We start from the raw sequence: 15,774 nt of genomic DNA on the forward strand, positions 1-15,774 counted from the left end.
CGCTACGACCCCAGCAGCTCGTCCGCGTCGACGATGCGGTAGGCGTAGCCCTGCTCGGCGAGGAACCGCTGCCGGTGCGCGGCGAAGTCCTGGTCGATGGTGTCGCGGGCGACCACCGAGTAGAAGTGCGCCTGGTGGCCGTCGGCCTTCGGGCGGAGCACCCGGCCGAGACGCTGCGCCTCCTCCTGGCGGGAGCCGAACGTGCCGGACACCTGGATGGCGACGGTCGCCTCGGGCAGGTCGATGGAGAAGTTGGCGACCTTCGACACGACGAGCACGCTGATCTCGCCGGTGCGGAAGGCGTCGAAGAGCTTCTCGCGCTGGGCGTTCGGGGTCTCCCCCTTGATGACGGGCGCGTCGAGGTGCTCGCCGAGCTCGTCGAGCTGGTCGATGTACTGGCCGATGACGAGGATCTGCTGCCCCTCGAACTTCTTCACCAGCGCCTCGGTGACCTTCCGCTTCGTCGCGGTCGTCGCGCAGAAGCGGTACTTCTCCTCGGCCTCGGCGGTGGCGTACGCGAGCCGCTCGGAGTCGGTCAGGTTCACCCGCACCTCGACGCAGTCGGCGGGCGCGATGTACCCCTGGGCCTCGATCTCCTTCCAGGGCGCGTCGAACCGCTTGGGCCCGATGAGCGAGAACACGTCCGACTCCCGCCCGTCCTCGCGGACGAGGGTGGCGGTGAGCCCGAGCCTCCGGCGGGCCTGCAGATCGGCCGTGAACTTGAAGACGGGCGCGGGGAGCAGGTGCACCTCGTCGTAGACGATGAGCCCCCAGTCCCGGGAGTCGAACAGCTCCAGGTGGGGATAGATCCCCTTCCGCTTGGTCGTGAGCACCTGGTACGTGGCGATGGTGACCGGCCGGATCTCCTTCTTCGTACCGCTGTACTCGCCGATCTCGTCCTCGGTGAGCGAGGTCCGCTTCACCAGCTCGTGCTTCCACTGGCGGGCGGAGACGGTGTTGGTCACGAGGATGAGCGTGGTGGCCTTGGCCTGGGCCATCGCCCCGGCGCCGACGAGCGTCTTCCCGGCGCCGCAGGGCAGTACGACGACCCCGGACCCGCCGTGCCAGAACCCCTCGACGGCCTGCTTCTGGTACGGCCGCAGGGCCCAGCCGTCCTCGGCGAGGTCGATGCGATGCGCCTCGCCGTCGACGTACCCGGCGAGGTCCTCGGCGGGCCAGCCCAGCTTCAGCAGGGTCTGCTTGATCTGCCCGCGCTCGGAGGGGTGCACGACGACGGTGTCGGGGTCGATCCGCTCCCCGACGAGCGGCTGCACCTTCCGCGACCGCAGGATCTCCTCCAGGACGGGCCGGTCGGTGCTGGTCAGCACGAGCCCGTGGGCGGGGTGCTTGGAGAGGGTGAGCCGGCCGTACCGGTCCATGGTCTCGGCGATGTCGACGAGCAGGGCGTGCGGGACGGGGTAGCGGGAGTACTCGACGAGCGCGTCGACGACCTGCTCGGCGTCGTGCCCGGCGGCCCGCGCGTTCCACAGCCCGAGCGGCGTCAGCCGGTACGTGTGGATGTGCTCGGGCGCCCGCTCCAGCTCGGCGAACGGCGCGATGGCCCGGCGGCAGTCGTCGGCGAGCTCGTGGTCGACCTCCAGGAGCAGCGTCTTGTCACTCTGGACGATGAGCGGTCCACTCACGTGATCAGTCCTTCCGGCACCCGGCCGTTCCGTAACGACGGCCAATCCTCCAGTCTGCCTGATGCACGGCGGTTGTCGGTGGCTGCTGCCACACTGAAGGCGACCGGTTCCACGAGAGGGAGGTGGCGAGCGATGAGCGTCGCGCATGATCCGCACTACGGGCCCTGGACCATAGAAGAAGTCCTGGCATTGCCGGAGGACCGTGGTCAGCGTCGTGAACTGATGGGGGAAGCGCTCGTGATGTCTCCGGCTCCGGGAACCAAGCACCAGCGGGCGTCGTCGCGTCTCTGGAGTCTGCTGGATCGCGCCCTGCAGTCGGAGGGCGTGCCCGCCGAAGTCCTGGAAGCGGTCAACCTCATCCTGCCCGACGGGCTCTTCATCCCGGACATTGTGGTGGTCGAGGCGGCCGCCGCGGCAGAGAACCCGGTCACGTACGACGCCGACGACGTGCTGCTCGTCGTGGAGATCGTCTCGCCGTCGTCGTCCGGCCGCCGGACCGACCGGCTGCTCAAGCCGCCGTACTACGCGGAGGCCGGCATCGAGCACCTGTGGCGCCTCGAACTGGAACCCGTGCCGACGCTGGTCGTCTGCGAGCTGCAGGACGGGCGGTACGTGGAGCGGACCGTCGCCGAGGCCGGGCGGACGACACTGATCGAGAAGCCGTTCCCGCTGGAGGTCGACCCGGCGGCCCTCGTCAGCCCGAGGACCTGAGGCCTGTCCTGCGGACTCCGGGCCGGCCGGCCCGGAGTCCGCAGGACACGTCCTACACCTGGTCGTCCGCCAGTTCCGCCACGCCCGTGATGCGGTGGAGGGGGTAGGTGCGGACCTCGTCGGCCGTGTGGTCGTAGGCCGTGACGAAGCCGCCCTCCACCCGGACCGGGGCGATGACCCGCTGGCTCGCGCCGCCCTCCGCGTTCACGTAGCCGATCCAGACCGCCGAACCCGTCATCGCCGCCGCCTGGACCGTCGCCAGGGTCTCCGCCGCCGAGGTGCGCGGGAGGGCGCCCGCCGCCGTCGGGGCCGCCGCCGGTTCCTTGCGGACCGCCGTCGCCGCCCGGTCGCCCGCCCGGATCGCACGGACCGCCGCGCCGAGCAGCGTCGTGTCGGGCGCGGGCGGGCCGTCCGGGACCGGCACCGGGGCCGTACGGGCGGGCGTGCGGTACGCGTCCGCGCGGGTGATCAGGACGTCACCGGTCGCCGACTCGGCCGCCGGCGCGTACCCCATCGACCGCAGTCCTTCGAGCAGCGACGCCGGGTCCGTCTGCGCTGCCAGCACCGTCGGCGCGAGTCTGCGCAGGCCCAGCGAGGACGAGCGGCGGTCCGCCAGGATCTCGCCGAGGACCGTGTCGTCGTCGCAGCGCACGTACGCCGACGCCGCCCCCACCCGCAGATGCCCGTGCCGGCGCGCCACGTCGTCCACGAGGTACGTGAGCGGCTGCGGGACCGGCGTCCTGGCGTGCGCCTTCAGGAACTCGTGCAGATCCGTCGCGGTCTGCCCGGAGTCGAGCGCCCGCCGTACGGACCCGGGCGTGAAGCGGTACACCGTCGCCCCGCCCTTCGACTCCACGTCCGCGAGCACCGCGAGCGCGTCCGCGAGCGGCCGCCGCAGCGGCCCCGGCGCCACCGCCGTCAGGTCCGCCTGCAGCAGCACGTGGTCGACGGCCTCCGGGAGGAGCGGCGCAAGCAGCGTCGCCGCCCGCCCCGCCGCCACCGCCGGCTCGACGCCGCCGCCCGGCTCCCCGGGCGACGCTGCCTCCGCCAGCGGCAGGTTCAGCAGCGCCCGCGCGGGCCCCGACAGCGCACCCCGCCCGGTCAGGCCCAGCAGCTCCGCCTCCGCCAGCGTCCAGCGGGCCAGCCGCGACCGCAGGTCGTCCCCGTCCCCGGCCGCCGCGGCGCCTCTCAGCGGGCGCTCCCACCGCAGCCGCGCGAACAGCGACTCCGGTTCCACCGCCGACCCCGGCGGCAGCGTCGCCAGCAGCCCCAGCACCCGGTGCCGCACCTCCGGCGCGGGCGCCCGGTCCAGGTCGGGGCCGAGCGCCGACAGCGCCCGGCCCTTCGCGTCCTGGCCGCCGACCAGACCGGGCGTCCGCGTCGCCGACAGCCACGGCGTGACCAGCAGCGCCCAGCGCTCGGCCGGCGGAAGGTCGAGCCAGTCGTCGTACGCCGGCGTCGGCGCGTACCGCTCGTCAGCCTCTCCGTCCGACGCCAGGAGCCCCGCCCCGTAACAGAGCTCGAGCCAGAACGCCGCCGTCTCCTCCGACACGTCGAGCGCCGCCGCCGTCCGCTTGAGGTCCCGCACGGCGAGCCCGCCCGCGCGCAGCACCGGCGGCCCGCCCCGGTCCCAGGACTTCAGCAGCTCCTCGACCGTCGCGAGCGCCAGCTGCGCCTGCCCGGCCGCCGCACTGTCCACAACCTGGGGACGGTACTCGCGCAGCACCGCCGGCTCCGGCGCACGCGGCTCCGGCGACCGGTGCGCCCGCCCGCCCCGCAGATGCAGCGCCACCTCCCTCGGCAGCACCATCGTCCGCGGCGACACCGGCAGCAGCAGACCGTGGTCGCGCAGCCACTGCACCGGCGCCGCCGGCTTCGCCGTCACCTCGCCGTACGGCGGACCCCACACCAGCCGGTCGAGCACCGCGAGCGCCTCCGGCGGCGCCGTGTCGAGCAGCGCGCCCATCCGCGCCCGGTCCGTGAACAGCGCCGTCAGCGCCGCCACCGCCGACACCGCGTCATGCGTCGCGGACAGCCCGGCCGCCGCGATGATCTCCTGCACCCGGCCCGGCGACATCCCCGACGTCGCCTCCGCGACCGTCGGCCCGAGCCCCGTCGGCGACGGGTGCTGCGCCGACGGCGCGAGCAGCTCCCGTGCCGTCCGCACCAGCCGCAGCCGGTCGTCCTCGCCCCACACCAGCGCCTGCTCGCGCAGCAGCGCCACCGCGCCCGGCAGCGCCGCCTCGATCTCCGGATCGCCCTCGTCGCCGGTGAGCAGCCCGAGGAGTACGGGGTACGGGGCCGGGTCCGGGGCCACGGCGAGCGCTTCGGCCGTCTGGAGGGCGAACCGGTCGAGCCGCTCCAGGGCCCGCACCACCGACCCCCGCGTCCCGGCGCGCGTCGCCAGCTGCGTGAGGTCGTTCGGCACGGGATTCAACAGGTCGGGCCGGGCCCGCAACAGCGCGGCGAGCCCCTCGTCGCCCCGCGCGCGCAGCGCCTCCGCGAGCGTGCGCGGCGCCGCGGCGGCGCCAGATACCTCGGGCACGTGCGCCTCCCGGTCGAGCTCACCGATCCCCATCCGGACCACGTTAGCCGCTGCGCAGGCGCTAACGTCGGGCCGTACCGGGCGAACCGGCCGTGGAGGGGCACCGTGGGGATCGAGAGCGACCAGTTGGTCTACGACTATCTGAGCCGGGTCGGCGATCTGGCTCAGCAGCGCCAGCTGCCGGCGAGCGAGCGGATGCGGCTGGTCTCGACGCTCCGGAACGAGATCGACCGCCGCCGTGCCACGTACGGCGAGGAGAGCCCGGCGGCGGTGCGCCGCATCCTCGGCACCCTGGGCACGCCGGACGAGGTCGTGGAACGCGCGGAGGGCCCGGGCGCGCCGCCCGCGCCCTCCGCCCCGGCCCCGGCACCGGTGCCGAAGCCCCGCAAGGAGGGCCGCCCGGGGCGCGCCGGGCGCGCCGCGGGGTGGCTGCCGGGGAGCCGGCGGTCCCGCGAGGGGTCGGGAAAGCCGAAGTCCGCGCCGCGGACGCCGGCGCCCGGCGCGTCGGCGCCCGTCGCGTCCGTGTCCGGCGCCCCCGCCGGGGCCGACGCCCCGGCCGCGAGCGACCTGACCGGCCTCGACGCCACCGGCGGCCTCCTCGACGACACCTCGGACTGGTGGCAGCAGGAGGACCCGGCCGAAGGCCTCCCGGGGTTCGTCGGCGGGGTCGAGCGCCCTGACCTCTTCGAGGAACCCGTCCCGGACGAGGACGAGCACGAGGACGGGGAGGGCGACGAGGAGGACGACGCCGAGGCCCCCTCGAGGGGCCGCCGCCTGGCCCGGGTCCTCCTCCGCCGCAAGCCCCGGGCAGCTGCGGAGGCGTACGGGACGGAGGAGGAGCCCGACGCGGCCCCCGTCTCCCGTCTCCGCCTCGCCAACCCCTTCGTCCTGCTCGCCGCCCTGCTCCTGCTCGGCGGCGCGCTGTTCGGTTCGCCCGTCGTCCTCGCCCTGGGCTGGCTCCTCGCCTACGGCTCCCGCCGCCTCACCCCCGGCGAGGTCAAGGCCGCCGTCCTGGTGATCCCGGGCCTGGCCGCCGCGTCGGGTGTCGTCTGGCTGTGGGGAAGGGTGGAGGGCCGCTGGGGAGACCCGGTCGGGGCGGGCGGGGAGGCGATGGGCGCGGCGGTCTCGGAGACCTGGCCCTGGGCCCTGCGCGGCGCCGCGGTGGCCTCGGCCCTGTTCCTGATCTGGCGCTCCCGCCGCTGAGACCGCGGCAGGCACCCGCCGCCCAGAGCGGGCGGCCGCGTAACGCCCCGGCGCAGGCCCGGACGGTCACCCCTTCGCCGCGCCCGCCCCCGCCGCTCCGGGCCTCAGCCCTTGACCGTGTCCGTACCCGCGCTCGTCACCGCACCGGCACCCGCCCCGTCCCCCTCCCACGGCGCCCCCGGCACCACCAGGGGTGACCCCGTCACCGGGTCCGGGACCACGACCGACGACAACCCGAACACATCCCGTACGAGCTGCTCCGTCACGATCTCCGACGGCGGGCCCTCCGCGACCACCCGGCCCGCCTTCATCGCGACCAGGTGGTCGGCGTACCGGGCGGCCTGGTTCAGGTCGTGGAGGACGACGACGACCGTGCGGCCGCGCAGCCGGTTGAGGCGGCGCACCAGGTCGAGGACCTCGACCTGGTGGGAGATGTCCAGGTAGGTGGTCGGCTCGTCGAGGAGCAGCAGGTCCGTCTCCTGGGCGAGGGCCATCGCGATCCACACCCGCTGCCGCTGCCCGCCCGACAGCTCGTCCACGGACCGGTCGGCGAGCGCGGCCACGTCCGTGCGGTCCATGGCCTCGGTGACCGCCCGCTCGTCCTCCTCCGACCACTGCTTCCACCAGGCCTGATGGGGCTGGCGGCCGCGTGAGACGAGGTCGGCGACGGTGATCGCCTCGGGGGCGACCGGGGTCTGCGGGAGCAGCCCGATGGAGCGGGCGATCCGCTTCGTCGGGAGCTTGGCGAGCTCCTCCCCGTCGAGGAGGACCGCGCCGCCCGCCGGCCTGAGGAGCCGTCCGAGGGCCCGCAGGGTGGTGGACTTGCCGCAGGCGTTGGGGCCGACGATCACGGTCACCTTGCCGTCGGGGATCGCCAGGTCCAGCTCGTGGACGACGGTGCGGTCCTCGTAGGCGAGCGTCAGCTCGCGCGCGGTCAGCCTGCTCACGCTTTACCTCCTGAGGATCCGGCGGCTCGGCTCCGGACGATGAGCCAGATCAGATACGGGGCGCCGACCGCCGCCGTGAGGACTCCCACGGGCAGTTCGACGGGGGAGAAGAGCCGCCGGCCGACGAGGTCGGCGAGGACGACGACCACGGCGCCGGCCAGGGCCGAGCAGAGCAGCGGGATCTGCGCGGTGCGGGTCATCCGGCGGGCGATCTGCGGGGCGAGCAGGGCGACGAAGTCGACCGGGCCCGCGACGCCCGTGGCCACGGACGCGAGGACGACGCCGACGGCGACGAGCCCGAGCCTGACCGGCCCGAGCCGTACGCCGAGCGCGGTCGCCGTGTCGTCGTCGAGGGAGACGGTCCGCTGCGCGCGGGCCGCCCACAGCACGGCGGGCAGCATGAGCAGCAGCGTCCAGCGGATCGGCGCGGACTCGTCCCAGCCGCGGCCGTTGAGCGAGCCGGTCATCCAGATCTGCGCCTGCTGGGCGACGAGGTAGTCGCCCTTGGTCATGAAGAGGGTGGTGAGCGAGCGCAGCGCGATCGCGAAGCCGATGCCGATGAGGACGAACCGGGTCGCGTGCAGCCCGCCGCGCCACGCGAACGCGTACACGAGCGCCGCGGCGAGCACGCCGCCGGCGATCGAGAGGTACGGCAGCACGGTGTACGAGGTGAGCCCGAAGGTCATCGCGGCGACGGTGACCGCCCCCGCGCCCTGGCTGATGCCGATGATGTCGGGGCTGGCGAGCGGGTTGCGGGCGACGGTCTGGATGAGCGCGCCCGCCACGCCGAACGCGGCGCCGACGGCGAGCGCGACGACGAGCCGGGGCTCGCGCAGCTCCGCCACGACGAACGCCGACGGCGACGGCTGCCCGAGCAGGACGCGGAGGACCTCGGAGGGGCCGACGAACCGCTCGCCGACGCAGAGGTACGCCACCGAGGACGCGGCCAGGAGCAGCAGCAGGCCCACGGCGACGAGCGCCGAGCGCCGGTGGACCAGGAAGGAGGCCCGTCCGGCGCGGACGGTGCCGTACCCGGCGGGGCGTACGAGGGTCGGCGCGGTCATGCCGGCACCGCCTTCCGGCGGACCAGGGTGACGAGGAACGGCACCCCGATGAGCGCGGTCATGACCCCGGCGGGCACCTCGCCCGGCGGGAACACGATCCGCCCGGCGACGTCCGCCACGAGCAGCATCACCGGCCCGATGATCGCGGCCATCGGAAGCACCCAGCGGTGGTCGGAGCCGACGACGGCGCGCGCGATGTGCGGGACGGCGAGTCCGACGAAGGCGACGGGCCCGGCGGCCGCGACGCCCGCCCCGGTGAGGACGGTCGCGCCGACGCCGCCGACGATCCGCACGGTCGCGACCCGCTGTCCGAGGCCCTTGGCGACGTCCTCGCCGAGCGCGAGCGCGTCGAGACCGCGCGCCACGGACACCACGAGCACCGCGCCGACCAGCAGGAACGGCCAGATCTGGCCGACGATCTGGGCGTCGCGCCCGTCGAGGGAGCCGATCTGCCAGAACCGGAACTCGTCGAGCGCGGAGGCCCTGGTGGTGAGGATGCCGGTGGTGACGGAGAGCAGCAGGGCGTTGATCGCGGCCCCGCCGAGCGCCAGCTTCACCGGTGTCGCCCCGCCGCGCCCGCTGGAGGCGACGGCGTGGACGGCGACGGCGGCGAGCGCGGCGCCGGCGAAGGCGAACCACACGTATCCGGTGAGCGTGTGCACCCCGAAGAAGGCGATGGCGAGGACGACGCCGACGGAGGAGCCCTGGCTGAGGCCGAGGATGCCGGGGTCGGCGATCGGGTTCCGGGTGATGCCCTGGAGGGCGGTTCCGGCGAGCGCGAGCGCGGCGCCGACCATGAGTCCGATGACGGTACGCGGGACGCGGAGCTGCCGTACGACCTCGGCGTCGGGGCTCGTGCCGCCGTGCAGCAGGGCGTCGAGGACCGTGGTGGGGGCGATGGCGCGGGCGCCGACGGCGAGGCTGAGGAGGACGGCGACGAGCAGGGCGACGAGAGCCGCCGAGGTCGCGAGGACCCGTCTGGTACGGAAAGCGGCTGGCATCAGGACCCATCGGGTGGTTTGGTAAGGCTTGGCTCAGTGTAAGCAGCACCCATCATCGAACACCTGGCCCGGAGGTCCCCCGAAGGGGTCCCCGCGCGGCCCGGGAAGGACCCCCGGAGGGGCCCCGGGAACGACCCCCGACAATGGGGCCCATGACGACTTCCGCCACCCGGCCGCCCCTCACCGTCGGCTTCGATCTCGACCTGACGCTGATCGACACCCGCCCCGGCATCAGGGCCGCCTGGGTGGCGTTCTCCGCCGAGTCCGGCGTCCCCGTCGACGCGGACCTCGTCGTCAGCCGCCTCGGCCCGCCCCTCGAGCACGAGATGGCGTACTGGGTCCCCGAGGAGCGGGTCACCGAGATGGTGGCCCGCTACCGGGCGCTCTACCCGGCGTACGCGATCGAGCCCTCGGCGCCCATGCCGGGCGCCCGCGACGCGATCCGGGCCGTGCGCGAGGCGGGCGGCCGCACGATCGTCGTCACCGCGAAGAACGGCCCGCACGCCGAACTGCACCTCGCCCACCTCGGCATCGAGCCGGACGCCGTCGTCGGCGGCCTGTGGGCCGAGGGCAAGGCCGAGGCGCTGCGCGCCCACGGCGCCCAGGTGTACGTCGGCGACCACGTCGGCGACGTCCGCGGCGCGGCCACGGCGGGCGCCCTGTCGGTGGCCGTCGCCACCGGGCCCTGCGCCCCCGAGGAACTGAAGGAGGCCGGCGCGGACGTCGTCCTGCCGGACCTGACGGACTTCCGTTCCTGGTGGGAGGGCTACCTGGCCTGAACCGGTCCGGTCGACCCGCTCCGGGCCTGCCGCCGCTGGGCCGCGATGGACCGCAGCACCCCGGCCGCGGCGACCGCGAATCCGACCCCCATCAGCATGGAGACGGTGTACGCGACCGTGGGGAACGGGTCCGTGCCGAGGAACAGCGGAGCCACGGTGACCAGCGTCGCCACCGCGCCGACGGCGAAGAGGATGACACCGGCCTTGATCAGGCCGTCACCCGGAGCGCTGTCGTTCGCCGGTGCGGCAGGGGTTTCACTACGCATCCGGCCAGGGTAGTTCCCAGGCCGTAGGAACACATCGGCGACGTCTTGTCACCGGCCTCCGGACCATTAGCCTTGTGCCGGCGGGTCGGTCGACCCGCTGTTTGCTATCCCCATCGACGAGGACGAGGACGAGGACAGACGTGCCTACCGGCAAGGTCAAATGGTTCAACAGCGAGAAGGGCTTCGGCTTTCTCTCCCGCGACGACGGCGGCGACGTCTTCGTCCACTCGTCGGTGCTCCCTGCCGGAGTCGACGCACTGAAGCCGGGGCAGCGGGTCGAGTTCGGCGTCGTCGCCGGCCAGCGCGGCGACCAGGCACTGTCCGTCACGATCCTCGACCCGACGCCGTCCGTCGCCGCGGCGCAGCGCCGTAAGCCCGACGAACTGGCGTCCATCGTGCAGGACCTGACGACGCTCCTGGAGAACATCACGCCGATGCTGGAGCGCGGCCGCTACCCCGACAAGGCGCAGGGCGCCAAGATCGCGGGCCTGCTGCGCGCGGTCGCGGACCAGCTCGACGTGTAGGCCCTCAGGGGAAGGCGAGCGCGTCCGGGCCGAGGGGCGGTACGAGCCCCTCGGCCGCGGCGCGGGTGAGCAGTCCGCGGACCGCCGCGTAGCCGTGCTCGCCGAGGTCGGCGGTGAACTCGTTCACGTACAGACCGATGTGCTGGTCGGCCACCTTCGGGTCCATCTCCTGCGCGTGCTCCAGCACGTACGGCCGGGAGGCGAGCGGGTCGTCCCAGGCCATCCGCACGGACGCACGGGCGGACTCCGCGAGCCGCCGCAGGGTCTCGGCGCCCAGCGAGCGGCGGGCGACGATCGCGCCGAGCGGGATCGGCAGACCGGTCGTGGTCTCCCAGTGCTCGCCCATGTCGGCGAGGCAGTGCAGACCGTAGTTCTGGTACGTGAAGCGGGCCTCGTGGATGACGAGCCCCGCGTCGACCTTGCCGTCCCGCACCGCGGGCATGATCTCGTGGAACGGCATCACGACCACGTTCCCGACCCCGCCCGGCACCGTCTCGGCCGCCCAGAGCCGGAACAGCAGATACGCGGTGGAGCGCTCGCTCGGCACCGCGACCGTCTTCCCCGCGAGATCGGCGCCGGTCGCCGCGTCCCGGGTGAGGACGAGCGGCCCGCAGCCCCGGCCGAGGGCGCCGCCGCAGGGCAGCAGCGCGTACTCGTCGAGGATCCAGGGCAGCACGGCGTACGACACCTTGAGCACGTCGTGCTCGTCGGTGCCGCTCTCGGCCCAGCCGTTGGTGACGTCGATGTCGGCGAAGGTGACGTCCAGCCGGGGCGCGCCGGGGACGCGGCCGTGGGCCCAGGCGTCGAAGACGAAGGTGTCGTTCGGACAGGGCGAGTAGGCGATCTTCAGCTTGGTCACGGCGAGGACTCCACGGATCCGGTACTCACGAAGACGGTCGGGCTGAGCAGCGCGAAGGCCTGCCGGAGCGCGCCGAGGGCCTCGCCGATGCGCCAGGCGGCCCGGTCGCGCGGGCCGACGGCGTTCGACACGGCCCGGATCTCGACGACGGGCACGCCGTACGCGGCGGCGGCCTCGGCGACCCCGAAGCCCTCCATCGCCTCGGCGGCCGCCCCGGGGTGCCGCGCGGCCAGCTCGGCGGCGCGGTCGGCGGTGCCGGTGACGGTGGAGACGGTGAGGACGGGGCCGCGGACGTGCGGCAGGCCGCCGGCGTCCAGGGCGGCGGCGATACGGCTGGTGAGGGCGTCCGGCACCGGGTGCGCGGACCGCCCGAAGCCGAGCTCGTCGACGGTGAGGTAGCCGTCGGGGGTCTGCGCGCCGAGGTCGGCGGCGACGACGTCCGTCGCGACGACGACCGCCCCGAGGGCCGCGAGCGGCTGGAACCCGCCGGCGATCCCGGCGGAGACGACGAGGTCGTAGGGGGCCCCGGCGCCGGGGAGCACGGCGTCAACGAACGGGGCGTACGGCGGTGCGGCGCCGTCGGCCGCGGCGCCGTCCAGCCCGGCGGCGCCCACGAAGGGGGTGTCCGTCGGCTTGGCGTCCGTCGGCGCGGCCGACGGCGGCTTGGTGTCCCTCGGCGCCGCGTCCACGAGCGTGGCGTAGGCCAGCGCCGTCCCGGTCGCGGCGGCCACGGCGGCCGGTCCGACCCCGCCGACGAGCACGTCGGCCCGGACGGGTCCGCCCGGGTGGCGGCGCAGCACGAGACCCCCCGGCAGCGGCAGCTGCTCGGGGGCGCCGAGACCGAGGCCGGCGGAGACGGAGTCCGCCTCCGCCGCCACGGCCGTCACGATCAGGATCCGGCGGACGGGAACCACCGGACGATCAGGATTCCTTCTTCAGCTTGAAGTGCCAGATGCCGGTCAGCTTCTTGCCGGTGTTCTCGACGATGGTCACCTGCGTGTTGTCGGTGGCCTCGCCGGTCTGGCTGGAGAAGAAGGCGCTCGCCGGAATGGTCCGGTACGTCTTCTTGTACGGCTCGGGCTCGGCCTGCTGGCCGCCGAGGAAGATGGTCCAGCCGTTGTCCGCGATGTCGGGGTCCACCCCGAAGCGGATCTTGTCGTCCATCGCCACGGTGATGGACTTCTCGGCCTTCTTGTTGAGGCACTGCTGGATCTGCGACTCCTTGATGGCGTCGCCGTCGTTGTAGCAGGCGGCCTCGGCGTGGATCGAGTCGGACCCGACCGTCACGGTCGCGATCGGAGTCGGCTTGTCGCAGGCGGAGAGAACGAGGAGCCCGGCGGAGACGGCCCCGAGGGCGACGGCGGCCCGGCGGCGCGAGCCGGTGAAGAACGCAACGGTCATGAGCCGAAGGCTATCGGGCCGCCGCGCCCGCGCCACGCGGGGGTACGGCGTGCCGCCGTCCGGTACCGGAAGGAGCGCGCCGAACCAAGGGCGGCGTCCGCCGCACAGGGCCGAACGCCGGGCGGTGTCCGCCGGGCCGCCCCCTACGCCACCCGCGCCTTCGGCTTCCCCTGCGGGCCCGGGCGGCGCCGGGCCGCCGCGAGCAGGCCCCGTACCGCCAGGAGCGCGCCCGTGGCCAGGATGCCCGCCGCGACCGACATGCCCACGGTCCCGTTCAACGGCAGGGCGATGCCGATCCCGCCGCCCACCACCCACGCCATCTGCAGCGCCGTCTCCGACCGGGCGAACGCCGACGTCCGTACGACCTCCGGCACGTCCCGCTGGATCAGCGCGTCCAGGGACAGCTTCGACAGGGCCTGGGTGAGACCCGCGACCGCGCCCAGGACGGCCACCATCAGCCCGCCGAAGAAGATCGCCGTGCAGATCGCCGTACCGCAGACCACGCTGATCATGGTGGCGATGATCACTTCGGGACCGTGCCCCCGGTCCCGCAGGAGCGAGCCCACCGCCGTACCGCAGGCGTTGCCCACGCCCGCCGCCACGCCCACGATCCCCAGGGAGACGGCGGCGCTCTGCCCCGACAGCGGGTGCTCGCGCAGCAGGAACGCCAGGAAGAAGATCAGGAAACCCGACAGCATCCGCTGCGCCGCGTTCGCCTGCAGACCGTGCAGGACCGACGGCCCCACCGTCCGCAGGCTCGGCTTCCGCTCCCCGTGCGTCAGCAGGTGCGCCCGCCGCTCGCCCTTCGCCGAGTCCACCTTCGGCGGCATCCGCAGCGCCCAGAACGCCCCCAGCAGGAACAGCGCACACGCCCCGTACAAGGGATAGCGGGGCCCCAGGAGCTGCAGCCCCGCCCCGGCCGGCGCGGCGAGCCCGGTCGCGAGCAGCCCGGCCAGGGTCACCCGGGAGTTCGCCTTCACCAGGGAGAAGTTCGGTGGCAGCAGCCGCGGCACGACCGCGCTCCGCACCACCCCGTACGCCTTCGAGGCCACCAGGACCCCCAGCGCCGCCGGATACAGCTCGAGGCCGCCGGTCAGCACCGCCCCCGACATCATGATCGCCAGGACCGCGCGGGTCAGCATCGCGCCCGCCATCGCCGCCCGCCGCCCGTGCGGGATGCGGTCCAGAAGCGGACCGATCACCGGGGCGAGGAGCGTGAACGGCGCCATCGTCACCGCGAGGTAGAGGGCGACGCGCCCGCGCGCCTCGTCGGTCGGCACGGAGAAGAAGACGGTGGACGCCAGGGCCACGGTGATCATGACGTCGCCTGCGCCGTTCACCGCGTGCAGCTCGATCAGCTTCCCGAGCCCCGACTCGCCCGCGCCCTGCGCGTGCGTCGCCTTGCGAATTCCCCTCGCCGTACCGGTGAACGGCAGGTGCAGGGCACGGCCGACCCCCCGGCCCGCTCGGCGGAGCGGTCCGGCATGATCTTCGGATCGTGCGGGAGACCGTGCGGCTGCCACTCCGTCATAGTGCCCCACCAGCGCGCCGGACGAACCGTGGCGCGGCGGTGGAGACCCCTTTCGACCGCCACCGACCGCCCTTCGGAGGCTCCGTGATCCGGGCCACTTGGGGCGCGCAGGTGGGCTGTGGCCCGCGAACGGGGTAGCGTGCGTAGCGCGTCACCGGCGGAAGCTCTCGGCCGCGCGCCTCTTCGGCATCCCGCAGAATGGATGGCGATAGGTGTGCCCGAGACACGCGAGACAAGTCGGGTGCGCGGACGTCGATGCGGCCCACAGGTCCGCTCCGCCCGCCGCGCCCGTGGCTTCGCTCCCGCCGCTCGGCCGGCGCACCCGTGAGACGGCGTAGGAGAGAAGCGAGACCTGTGAGTGCTGCGACGACGCGAAGCGGTACCCCGCGTACCCCGCGAGCCACGCGTATCCCCGACCGCCTGTGCGCCGAGGCCGTAGACCTGGCGCGGGAAGCCGCCGAGGAGGCGGCCTTCCCCGGCGTCGTCGGCGCCCACGTCGAAGCGGTCGCCGAGGGTGACCGGGTCGTCACTCACTACTTCGAGTCCAAGGAACCCGGCTACCGGGGCTGGCGCTGGGCGGTGACCGTCACCCGGGCCTCCCGCGCCAAGAACGTCACGCTTGACGAAACCGTCCTGCTGCCCGGCGCCGACGCCCTCCTCGCCCCCGAGTGGGTGCCGTGGAGCGAGCGGCTCCGGCCCGGCGACATGGGACCGGGCGACCTGCTGCCCACCGAACAGGACGACCTGCGGCTCGAACCCGGCTACTCGGGCGAGGACACGCCGCCGCCGAACTCGGTCGTGTCCGAGGAGCTCGCGGACCACCTCGACGCCGAGGACGCCGAGATCACCCCGCGCACCACCTCGCGGGGCGCGATCGCCGCGGTCGCGGACGAACTCGGGATGCGGCGGGCCCGCGTCCTGTCCCGGTACGGGCTCCACATCGCGGCGGACCGCTGGGAAGAGGCCTTCGGGGCGCGCACGCCCATGGCGCAGGCCGCGCCGGCGACCTGCGAGTCCTGCGCCTTCCTGGTGCCCCTTGCGGGCTCCCTGAAGCAGGGCTTCGGCCTCTGCGCGAACGAGTTCTCCCCGGCGGACGGGCGGGCCGTGTCCCTGGCGTACGGCTGCGGGGGCCACTCGGAGGCGGCGATCATGCCGAAGCCGCCGCGCCCGGCGCCGCCGGTCCTCGACTCCATGGGCGCGGACGCGTTCCCCCTCCGCCCGGCCAAGGACTCCGGCTCCACCACGGAACCCGACACCACCTCGGAGGACCTGGGCCACTCGTAGCCCCCACCGCCCACCC

15 protein-coding genes are annotated in these 15,774 nt (G+C 74.3%); 5 read left to right on the top strand and 10 right to left on the bottom strand.

Going from position 1 to position 15,774, the window contains the following annotated elements; translation table 11 throughout:
• Nucleotides 1-2: 2 nt before the first annotated feature.
• Nucleotides 3-1,643, bottom strand: coding sequence for a DNA repair helicase XPB (locus DEJ43_RS20660; RefSeq protein ID WP_015035325.1), 1,641 nt, complete (start codon nt 1,641-1,643; stop codon nt 3-5).
• Nucleotides 1,644-1,775: 132 nt separating this feature from the next.
• Between DEJ43_RS20660 and DEJ43_RS20665 the strand changes: the two genes are divergently transcribed.
• Entirely contained in the window at nt 1,776-2,354 is a 579-nt protein-coding gene (locus DEJ43_RS20665) for a Uma2 family endonuclease (RefSeq protein ID WP_071891440.1), read from the top strand.
• 52 nt (nt 2,355-2,406) lie between these two features.
• Here DEJ43_RS20665 and DEJ43_RS20670 read toward each other — a convergent pair whose 3' ends face one another.
• Nucleotides 2,407-4,932, bottom strand: a complete 2,526-nt coding sequence (locus tag DEJ43_RS20670) for a helicase C-terminal domain-containing protein (protein ID WP_233447969.1) — start codon at nt 4,930-4,932, stop codon at nt 2,407-2,409.
• 72 nt (nt 4,933-5,004) lie between these two features.
• Here DEJ43_RS20670 and DEJ43_RS20675 point away from each other — a divergent pair, with 72 nt between their 5' ends.
• Nucleotides 5,005-6,102: a hypothetical protein gene (locus DEJ43_RS20675; protein ID WP_015035328.1), complete on the top strand. Its 1,098-nt coding sequence runs from the start codon at nt 5,005-5,007 to the stop codon at nt 6,100-6,102.
• A gap of 104 nt (nt 6,103-6,206) precedes the next feature.
• Here DEJ43_RS20675 and DEJ43_RS20680 read toward each other — a convergent pair whose 3' ends face one another.
• The 3 genes from DEJ43_RS20680 to DEJ43_RS20690 are packed head-to-tail and all read right to left on the bottom strand — an operon-like array spanning nt 6,207 to nt 9,114.
• On the bottom strand, nt 6,207-7,049 hold the full coding sequence (locus DEJ43_RS20680) for an ABC transporter ATP-binding protein (RefSeq protein ID WP_015035329.1): 843 nt from the start codon (nt 7,047-7,049) through the stop codon (nt 6,207-6,209).
• Nucleotides 7,046-8,113, bottom strand: a complete 1,068-nt coding sequence (locus DEJ43_RS20685; protein ID WP_015035330.1) for a FecCD family ABC transporter permease — start codon at nt 8,111-8,113, stop codon at nt 7,046-7,048. Before DEJ43_RS20685 ends, DEJ43_RS20680 begins: the two co-directional genes overlap by 4 nt.
• The gene (locus DEJ43_RS20690; protein ID WP_015035331.1) at nt 8,110-9,114 is read right to left on the bottom strand and encodes a FecCD family ABC transporter permease; all 1,005 of its coding nucleotides are present in this window, start codon (nt 9,112-9,114) and stop codon (nt 8,110-8,112) included. Before DEJ43_RS20690 ends, DEJ43_RS20685 begins: the two co-directional genes overlap by 4 nt.
• 143 nt (nt 9,115-9,257) lie before the next feature.
• On the opposite strand from DEJ43_RS20690, the gene DEJ43_RS20695 reads away from it, so the two are divergent.
• Entirely contained in the window at nt 9,258-9,893 is a 636-nt protein-coding gene (locus DEJ43_RS20695) for an HAD family hydrolase (protein ID WP_015035332.1), read from the top strand.
• Here DEJ43_RS20695 and DEJ43_RS20700 read toward each other — a convergent pair.
• Nucleotides 9,881-10,159, bottom strand: coding sequence for a hypothetical protein (locus DEJ43_RS20700; RefSeq protein ID WP_015035333.1), 279 nt, complete (start codon nt 10,157-10,159; stop codon nt 9,881-9,883). The two genes, DEJ43_RS20695 and DEJ43_RS20700, sit on opposite strands and share 13 nt — an antisense overlap.
• Nucleotides 10,160-10,299: 140 nt before the next feature.
• Between DEJ43_RS20700 and DEJ43_RS38570 the strand changes: the two genes are divergently transcribed.
• Nucleotides 10,300-10,683: a cold-shock protein gene (locus tag DEJ43_RS38570; protein ID WP_015035334.1), complete on the top strand. Its 384-nt coding sequence runs from the start codon at nt 10,300-10,302 to the stop codon at nt 10,681-10,683.
• A 4-nt stretch (nt 10,684-10,687) separates the two neighbouring features.
• Here the strand turns inward: DEJ43_RS38570 and DEJ43_RS20710 are convergent, their stop codons facing one another.
• The 4 genes from DEJ43_RS20710 to DEJ43_RS20725 form a co-directional block, all read right to left on the bottom strand.
• A complete protein-coding gene (locus tag DEJ43_RS20710; RefSeq protein WP_015035335.1) occupies nt 10,688-11,542 on the bottom strand; it encodes a 1,4-dihydroxy-6-naphtoate synthase in 855 nt (284 codons plus the stop codon).
• Entirely contained in the window at nt 11,539-12,456 is a 918-nt protein-coding gene (locus DEJ43_RS20715) for a futalosine hydrolase (RefSeq protein ID WP_015035336.1), read from the bottom strand. The genes DEJ43_RS20710 and DEJ43_RS20715 overlap by 4 nt, the downstream gene beginning before the upstream one ends.
• A 7-nt stretch (nt 12,457-12,463) precedes the next feature.
• Complete coding sequence (locus tag DEJ43_RS20720; protein WP_041662737.1) at nt 12,464-12,943, bottom strand: hypothetical protein; 480 nt, start codon at nt 12,941-12,943, stop codon at nt 12,464-12,466.
• A 143-nt stretch (nt 12,944-13,086) separates the two neighbouring features.
• Nucleotides 13,087-14,466, bottom strand: coding sequence for an MFS transporter (locus tag DEJ43_RS20725; RefSeq protein WP_015035338.1), 1,380 nt, complete (start codon nt 14,464-14,466; stop codon nt 13,087-13,089).
• A 362-nt stretch (nt 14,467-14,828) separates the two neighbouring features.
• On the opposite strand from DEJ43_RS20725, the gene DEJ43_RS20735 reads away from it, so the two are divergent.
• On the top strand, nt 14,829-15,758 hold the full coding sequence (locus tag DEJ43_RS20735; protein WP_041662738.1) for a DUF3027 domain-containing protein: 930 nt from the start codon (nt 14,829-14,831) through the stop codon (nt 15,756-15,758).
• The last annotated feature ends 16 nt before the right edge of the window (nt 15,759-15,774 follow it).

Source organism: Streptomyces venezuelae ATCC 10712, assembly GCF_008639165.1.
GTDB classification, from domain to species: Bacteria; Actinomycetota; Actinomycetes; order Streptomycetales; family Streptomycetaceae; genus Streptomyces; species Streptomyces venezuelae.